7 protein-coding genes and 1 pseudogene are annotated in these 7,257 nt (G+C 51.1%); 7 read left to right on the top strand and 1 reads right to left on the bottom strand.

Annotated features, from left to right (window positions below; translation table 11 throughout):
- Window positions 1-419 (top strand): annotated as a pseudogene (locus C5O24_RS14020) (hypothetical protein); the annotation flags it as partial.
- A gap of 88 nt (window positions 420-507) precedes the next feature.
- Window positions 508-1,278 (top strand): CPBP family intramembrane glutamic endopeptidase, encoded by a 771-nt coding sequence (locus tag C5O24_RS09380; protein ID WP_205961086.1) that lies wholly within the window; start codon window positions 508-510, stop codon window positions 1,276-1,278.
- An 84-nt stretch (window positions 1,279-1,362) separates the two neighbouring features.
- Here the strand turns inward: C5O24_RS09380 and lptB are convergent, their stop codons facing one another.
- The gene (gene lptB / locus C5O24_RS09375) at window positions 1,363-2,160 is read right to left on the bottom strand and encodes an LPS export ABC transporter ATP-binding protein (protein WP_107034910.1); all 798 of its coding nucleotides are present in this window, start codon (window positions 2,158-2,160) and stop codon (window positions 1,363-1,365) included.
- Window positions 2,161-2,377: 217 nt separating this feature from the next.
- Between lptB and thrA the strand changes: the two genes are divergently transcribed.
- The 5 genes from thrA to C5O24_RS09350 all read left to right on the top strand — a co-directional run.
- Window positions 2,378-4,831 (top strand): bifunctional aspartate kinase/homoserine dehydrogenase I, encoded by a 2,454-nt coding sequence (gene thrA, locus C5O24_RS09370; RefSeq protein WP_107034724.1) that lies wholly within the window; start codon window positions 2,378-2,380, stop codon window positions 4,829-4,831.
- Window positions 4,832-4,851: 20 nt separating this feature from the next.
- On the top strand, window positions 4,852-5,961 hold the full coding sequence (locus C5O24_RS09365) for a BPG-independent phosphoglycerate mutase family protein (protein WP_107034723.1): 1,110 nt from the start codon (window positions 4,852-4,854) through the stop codon (window positions 5,959-5,961).
- Between the two features lie 56 nt (window positions 5,962-6,017).
- Window positions 6,018-6,377 carry a hypothetical protein gene (locus C5O24_RS09360; RefSeq protein WP_107034722.1) on the top strand — a complete coding sequence of 120 codons (360 nt, stop codon included), beginning with the start codon at window positions 6,018-6,020 and terminating at the stop codon, window positions 6,375-6,377.
- Window positions 6,374-6,931, top strand: a complete 558-nt coding sequence (locus C5O24_RS09355; protein WP_107034721.1) for a 1-acyl-sn-glycerol-3-phosphate acyltransferase — start codon at window positions 6,374-6,376, stop codon at window positions 6,929-6,931. The genes C5O24_RS09360 and C5O24_RS09355 overlap by 4 nt, the downstream gene beginning before the upstream one ends.
- A 22-nt stretch (window positions 6,932-6,953) precedes the next feature.
- A partial coding sequence (locus tag C5O24_RS09350) for a nitrilase-related carbon-nitrogen hydrolase (protein ID WP_275541805.1) occupies window positions 6,954-7,257 on the top strand: 304 nt, incomplete at its 3' end.

The following is a 7,257-nucleotide window of genomic DNA, read 5'->3' as shown; positions in this document are numbered from 1 at the left end:
TCTCTTACAGTTTCGCTAAAGTAGATCTGGTGGTCACCAATCGGCATTACTTCGACGGCCCTTTGGTTGCGCCCGATGAAGCTCGGGCCATGGAACGCCATCAGGGTAGTATGAATTTCCAATGGATTATATCGTCAGCTCCGGCGTTGTTGCGTCGTGGAGGGCGGCTGGCCATGGTCACACCCTTCGAGGCATCCGACGAGATCGAATGGCTGTCGTCGCTCCACCGTATGGCTGTCGTGCGACGGTGTGTGGTTCACACCAATCCTAAACGCAAAGGTCGCCGGATATTGTGGGAACTGGCGCATGACGCCGACACCACCTCTCCTGTCGAATGTGAACAATTGAATATCAGAACAAACTCCAATCAATACACAGAAGAATATGTCAGACTTACTTCGGATTTCTACATCAAATGATCATGGCACATTGTCATTCAATGTCGACGAAGGCCGTAGACTTTTGTTTTTTATCTGTGTCTCGGCTGTTTGCCTGGTGATGACCAGCGTGGTGATCGCGATAGTGCTTCGCACTCCGACCACTCCGCATCTCCGGATAGCTGCCATTCTGCAGGATCTGCTCATGTTTGTAGTTCCGACAATTGCTACGGCCGTCATCGTCACAAGGTATCCGGCTCGATTGCTGATGATTGACTCGCGCCCTACCGCATTCGGAATATTGCTCACGGTGCTTGCCATAATTGTCATGATTCCGTTTATGAATGTCATAGTGGCTTGGAACGAATCAATCCGGTTCCCTGAATCAATGTCGGCTCTGGAGGAATTTATGAAAAACGCCGAGGCCAATGCTGCTGCCATGACACGACAACTGATGGGGACTGACACTATAGGCAGTATAATCATGTCGATATTGATCATAGGTCTGCTTGCCGGATTCAGCGAGGAACTTTTTTTTCGTGGCGCTCTGCAGCGGCTTCTGTCTACAGCCGGCATGAACATCCATGTGGCCATATGGCTGACAGCTTTTATATTCAGCGCGGTTCACATGCAGTTCTACGGCTTCGTTCCGCGGATGCTTCTTGGAGCGATGTTCGGATATATGGCTGTGTGGAGCGGATCGCTGTGGATCGCTGTGATAGCACATGCCACAAACAACAGTCTGGTCGTCATAGCCCAGTCTGTAGCCGACTCAGGCGGAGCCGATATCAATCAGATGGCCACTGATGCCACTCCCCTTTCTATGGCCATTGCGGTCATCAGCCTCATGGCCACAGTGGGTATAATGTATATGTTCTATAGGATCGGAAGAATGAAATGATACCCTGACGGTCGTTGCATGGTTGCATGCTCGTGATGGTATAAGTCTGTGGCATGTAACCGACCATAAGGGAAACATCCGTGATCAGTCGAACTTCTTGCGATTGAATATGAATCCGCGCCCGAGATATTTTTCCCTGACGACGGGATTTGCCGCGAGTTCCTCCGATGTTCCCTGAAAGAGTATCTTGCCCTCGAAAAGCAGATAGGCTCTGTCGGTTATACTCAGCGTTTCAGGTGCGTTGTGGTCAGTGATGAGGATGCCTATGTTCTTCTCCTTGAGTTTGTAGACGATATACTGGATGTCCTCCACCGCTATGGGGTCCACTCCGGCGAAAGGCTCGTCGAGCATGATGAATTTAGGATTGATGGCCAGACATCGCGCTATCTCCGTGCGACGGCGTTCGCCTCCCGAAAGCTGGTCGCCAAGATTCTTCCTGACTTTCTCCAGACGGAATTCCGATATCAGGCTCTCGAGTTTGTCGCGTTGATATTCTGGAGTGGTATCGGTCATTTCCAGCACGGCCTTGATATTGTTTTCCACGCTGAGTTTGCGGAACACCGAAGGCTCCTGGGCAAGATAGCCTATACCGTTCTGCGCCCGTTTATATACCGGGTATTTGGTTATATTGAGATCGTTGAGATAAATCTCGCCTTCATTAGGCGTTATCAGTCCCACGGTCATATAGAAAGTCGTGGTCTTGCCTGCACCGTTCGGGCCGAGCAGCCCTACTATCTCACCCTGTGTGACATTGATCGACACATGGTTGACAACAGTGCGCTGACGGTATTTCTTGACCAGATTTTCCGTCCGGAGCACAATCTTGCCGTCGTCGTTTTTTTTCGGCTCTTCGGGCTTGTCCGATATAAACTCGTCGGCCATGGAGAAGTCTACTTCTCTGGCATCGGTCTTTGACTTGCGCAAGTCGTTCAGTTTTATGCTTATGCCCATACTCAGGTCAATCGATAGTCGTGATGTAATTGCTGCAAAATTACACATATTATACGTAAATGCCCAATGAAATCAGAGGAAATTGATTACCTTTGCACACAATAGATGTTATAATATTCACACATAGTTTTGAATAAACTTTTATAAAATGAAAGTTCTGAAGTTTGGCGGCACGTCCGTCGGAACTGTAGAGAGCCTGACTTCGGTCAAGAAGATTGTCGAGGGGCGTCGCAAACCGGTCATAATAGTGGTTTCGGCGCTCGGAGGCGTCACCGACATGCTCATCTCTACCGCAAAGGCCGCCGCTGCCGGCGAAGAGGATACATATCTTGAAACTTACGCCAAAATCATAAAGCGACATCACGATGTGATCGAAGGCATGGTTCCGGATCACCTCAGATCGCAGACATTCAATGATGTCGACCGGATGCTCGACGAACTTGGCAACATATTCAAAGGCGTAAGTCTGCTGAACGATCTGTCATCGCGTTCGCTTGATACGATCGTCAGCTATGGCGAACGGCTTTCAAGTCTGATTATAAGCCGTATAATCAAAGGCGCCAGACTTTTTGATTCCCGACAGATCATCAAGACCGTCGACCAGTTCGGCAAACATGTGCTCGACAACGACGCCACACTCCCGCTTGTAATGCAGACGCTCGGAGCGAAAGACTATGAGGTGGCTGTAGTGCCGGGGTTCATTTCATCCGATTCCGCGACAGGCGACGTCACCAATCTCGGACGTGGAGGCAGCGACTATACAGCCGCGATAATAGCAGCGGCTCTTGATGCCGACTTGCTTGAGATATGGACCGATGTTGACGGATTCATGACAGCTGATCCGAGAATCATCAGCAACACCTATGTCATAGATCATCTGACATTTGTCGAGGCCATGGAGTTGTGCAACTTTGGAGCCAAAGTGATTTATCCCCCGACAATATATCCGGTATTTCATAAAAACATACCGATTCTGCTCAAAAACACCTTTAATCCCGACGCGAAGGGAACGCTTATATCGTCGAGCAGCGATGCCTCCGAAGGAAATTCCGACGGCAAGGCCATCAAGGGAATATCATCTATAAGCGACACCTGCCTGATTACCGTGTCGGGTCTCGGAATGGTTGGAATTGTGGGTATAAACGCACGCATATTCAATGCTCTTGCCCGTGAGGGAGTCAGCGTGTTCATGGTATCGCAGGCTTCCAGTGAGAATACGACATCGTTTGCCGTAAAGAACGAAGATGCCGCGCGTGCCGTGGAAGCACTCGAAAAAGAATACGCGGCCGAACTCGCCTCGGGTGAACTAAACCCCATACATTCGGAGCACAATCTTGCCACAGTGGCTATCGTCGGCGAAAATATGCGTAATGCCGCCGGCGTAGCCGGACGTCTGTTCAACACTCTCGGCAGGAACGGTATAAATGTGATCTCCTGCGCTCAGGGTGCTTCCGAAACCAACATATCGTTTGTAATCAAAATCAAAGATCAGAAAAAGGCGCTCAACGTCATCCACGACAGTTTTTTTCTCTCTGACACCCAAGTACTCAATCTCTTCATAATCGGAATTGGCAACATTGGGCGTCACCTGCTTCAGCAGCTTGCCCTGCAGCAGGAGAAACTTCTCCGCGAAAAGGCTCTGAAGCTAAAGGTAGTGGGCATCGCCAATTCCACTAAAGTATATTTCGACCGCGAAGGCATGAATCTCGACACCTGTCTGGATCGCCTTGCAGCCGAAGGGCTTCAGTCGTCGCCCGAACTGATCCGCGACGAAGTCATCGGAATGAATATATTCAACTCCGTGTTTGTCGACTGCACTTCAAGTCCACAGATCGCCGCGCTATATCCCGATATGTTAAGTCATAACGTCAATGTGGTTGCAGCCAACAAGATCGCGGCCTCAGGATGCTTCGACGGCTATCGCGAACTTAAGGCCATAGCCCGCCGGCGCGATGTGAAGTATCTTTTTGAAACCAATGTCGGAGCCGGTCTTCCGATCATCAACACTATCAATTCGCTGATTAATTCAGGCGACAAGATCATACGGATAGAAGCAGTGCTGTCGGGCACCCTCAACTTCATATTCAACACCATATCCGACACAGTGCCGTTTTCCGAAGCCATCAGGCGTGCCATGGCCGAAGGCTATAGCGAACCGGATCCGCGTGTGGATCTCAGCGGCACCGATGTGATGCGCAAACTTGTGATTCTCGCGCGTGAAAGCGGATATCAGGTCAGTCTGCATGATGTCATATCGACTCCCCTGCTTCCTCCCGCGATGTTCGACGGCTCGGTTGAGGATTTCCTTGAAGCGGTCAAGCAGCTCGACGACGATTTTGAAAGCCGCCGCGGCAAGGCCACCCGGGAGGGTAAGCGTTTCAGATTTGTGGCACGCCTCGACAACGGGTCGGCATCTGTCGGACTTGAGATGGTAGGATCGGATCATCCGTTCTACAACCTTGAGGGAAGCAACAACGTAATACTGCTCACCACCGAACGCTATCACGACTATCCGATGGTGATCAAAGGATATGGCGCCGGCTCCGATGTGACAGCCGCAGGAGTCTTTGCCGATATCATAAGCATCGCCAACATACGCTGATCCACTTCACTGCTCCACACATGAAAACACTTCTGGTGATCATAGATGGAGCGGCTGATGTAGCCGATGCGTCGACCGAAGGTCTTACCCCTCTTCAGGCAGCCGATATGCCGGTGGCCGATACGATAGCATGTCGTTCGGCCACCGGGCGTCTGACTACATCGCCCGATGGCAATGCCCCGGGGAGTGAAACGGCAATCATGTCGATTCTCGGCTATGGCAACGACCGGCCGATATCAGGCCGCGGATGGCTGGAGGCTCTTGGGCTTGGAATGGAGGTCTCTCCTGATGACACCGTATGGCGGTGTAATGTGGTGCGTGCCATGCCGTCAGGCAGAGTTGTAGATCCGATGCCTGAGGATATCACGGCCTCGGAAGCCTGTCGTTTGATCAAATCAGCGGTAAATTATAGTCCGATTGTAGATGCCCGACATATCGGAGGTCTGAGCGGTATTGTTGTTACATCCGGGACGTCACCCGAAATAGATGGAATCGTGTCGCCTTACGATGCATATATATCAGGGACGGCGTTACGGCCTGTTTTCGGCCTGCCTGATTGGATGTGGCTGTGGTCGGCCGGACATCCACTTTCTCTCCCGCCGCTTCCGTATAGAGCAGCTCTCATAGCTGCCACCCCCTTGGTCAAGGGCATAGGGAAGGCTCTCGGCATGGATTGTCTGGACGTTCCGGGGGCCACAGGCGACTGCTCCACATCGCTTGAAGCTAAAGCTGCGGTAGCTGTCGGCGCGCTTGATTCCGACGGCTATGACTTTGTAATGGTTCACATCGAAGGTGCCGATACGGCTTCGCATACCGGCTCGTTCCGTCTGAAACGGTCATTTCTTGAGGCGATCGATTCTCGCTTGCTGGCTCCGTTATGGCAGCGAGTGTCCGATGGTGGCGACACAGTGTTTGCGCTGTTGCCCGACCACGCTACTTCATGGCGACACCGGCGTCACACATCGGATCCTGTACCGGTCAGTCTGTATGTCCCATGGGAGAAAGGAGATAATGTCGACCGGTTCGACGAAACGGCTGTGACCTGCGGATCGCTTGGAGTCATTCCGGCTGGCGGACTGGCCGGAATCATCGCCGGTTTGCGCAAACATAAGAAAAGTGTGCAGTCTTAAGGCGTCCTAACAATATATTTGTTATTTTTGTTGACTGACAAATACACCTACCAATTATGGCAAACAAAAGAACACTGAAAAAACAGATCCGTTATATCTGTGGCGACTGCGCCGCAGAGTGTGCTATGGCATGCGAGATAATCCCGGGAGTTGACTGCGACAAGCTGAGCGAAGTGATATGCGGTCTGGCGAAACTTCAGACAGAGTCACTTGCACGGACTACTTTCAGTTTCGACAGATCACGCTCTGAATTTGAAAATGCCGGAGCATATCGCAAAGCGCGCACAGCCTACAACACTGCCGCATTCAAAAAGCTTCGCAGTGAATTCAACGAACAGCTGCTCCGCATCGTCAAGGAAATGAACTCGGCTCTTCCCTCCAGAAACAAGTCGGAAAAAGTATCTGAAGCGCAATGAGTCTGAGCGGCCTTATCCTTAAATTGGCCGGTTGGAAAGTTGACATTACACAGCCTGATTATCCCAAAAGCATTGTATGTGTGGCTCCCCACACATCCAATTGGGATTTCGTGCTGTGTAAGTTTGCATATGCTGCTGCCGGGCGCAAAGCCGGCTTTCTGATGAAGGAATCATGGTTCTTCTTCCCTCTTGGCATTGTTCTGCGGGCCATAGGAGGCATACCTGTGCCGCGACGAAATAAAAAAGAGAAGACATCGCTGGTCAGTGCGATCGTGGAGCGCTTCAACCATTCCCACCGGCTGACGATAGCCATTACGCCTGAAGGGACCAGAAGCCGCACCGCCCAATGGCATAGCGGTTTCCTTCGTATCGCTATGGAAGCGCGCATACCTATACTGCTTGGAGCGATCGACTATCCTACCCGTCACATGTATATCACCGATACATTCCATCCGACAGGCGATATTGAGGCTGATATGCGTGAAATCAAGCGCTACTACAGCCGGTTTACCGGATTATACAAAGACAAATTCTGCACCGACAACGATGCCTGAAAGCAATCTCAAAGTGGCCGTTATGCCACACGATATAATCGAGAACGACGCTAAGGCCAATATTGAGGCCGTCAGCCGTCGCATCTCATCGATCGACCCGGATACAGATCTGCTGGTACTGCCTGAAATGTTCAATACCGGCTACTCTAATATCAGGGAGCAACTGCGCCTGAATGCCGAGCCCGACAATGGCCCTACGATGCAGGCAGTGGAAGGATGGGCTAAAGACTATAATATGGCCATTTGGGGCGGATTTACTGCTGTCGACGAAAAAGATCGCATATACAATCGCGGATTCATGACCGATCCTGACGGCAATACAGTGT

The organism is Paramuribaculum intestinale (assembly GCF_003024925.1).
GTDB classification, from domain to species: domain Bacteria; phylum Bacteroidota; class Bacteroidia; order Bacteroidales; family Muribaculaceae; genus Paramuribaculum; species Paramuribaculum intestinale.
The sequence above is the reverse complement of the archived record's forward strand: the minus strand, read 5'-3'. Positions and strand labels throughout refer to the sequence as shown.

Coding starts and splice junctions, on each gene's coding strand:
- lptB (WP_107034910.1), bottom strand. CDS start 2,160: ATGGCCGACGAGTTTATATCGGACAAGCCCGAAGAGCCGAAAAAAAAC.
- thrA (WP_107034724.1), top strand. CDS start 2,378: ATGAAAGTTCTGAAGTTTGGCGGCACGTCCGTCGGAACTGTAGAGAGC.
- C5O24_RS09365 (WP_107034723.1), top strand. CDS start 4,852: ATGAAAACACTTCTGGTGATCATAGATGGAGCGGCTGATGTAGCCGAT.
- C5O24_RS09360 (WP_107034722.1), top strand. CDS start 6,018: ATGGCAAACAAAAGAACACTGAAAAAACAGATCCGTTATATCTGTGGC.
- C5O24_RS09355 (WP_107034721.1), top strand. CDS start 6,374: ATGAGTCTGAGCGGCCTTATCCTTAAATTGGCCGGTTGGAAAGTTGAC.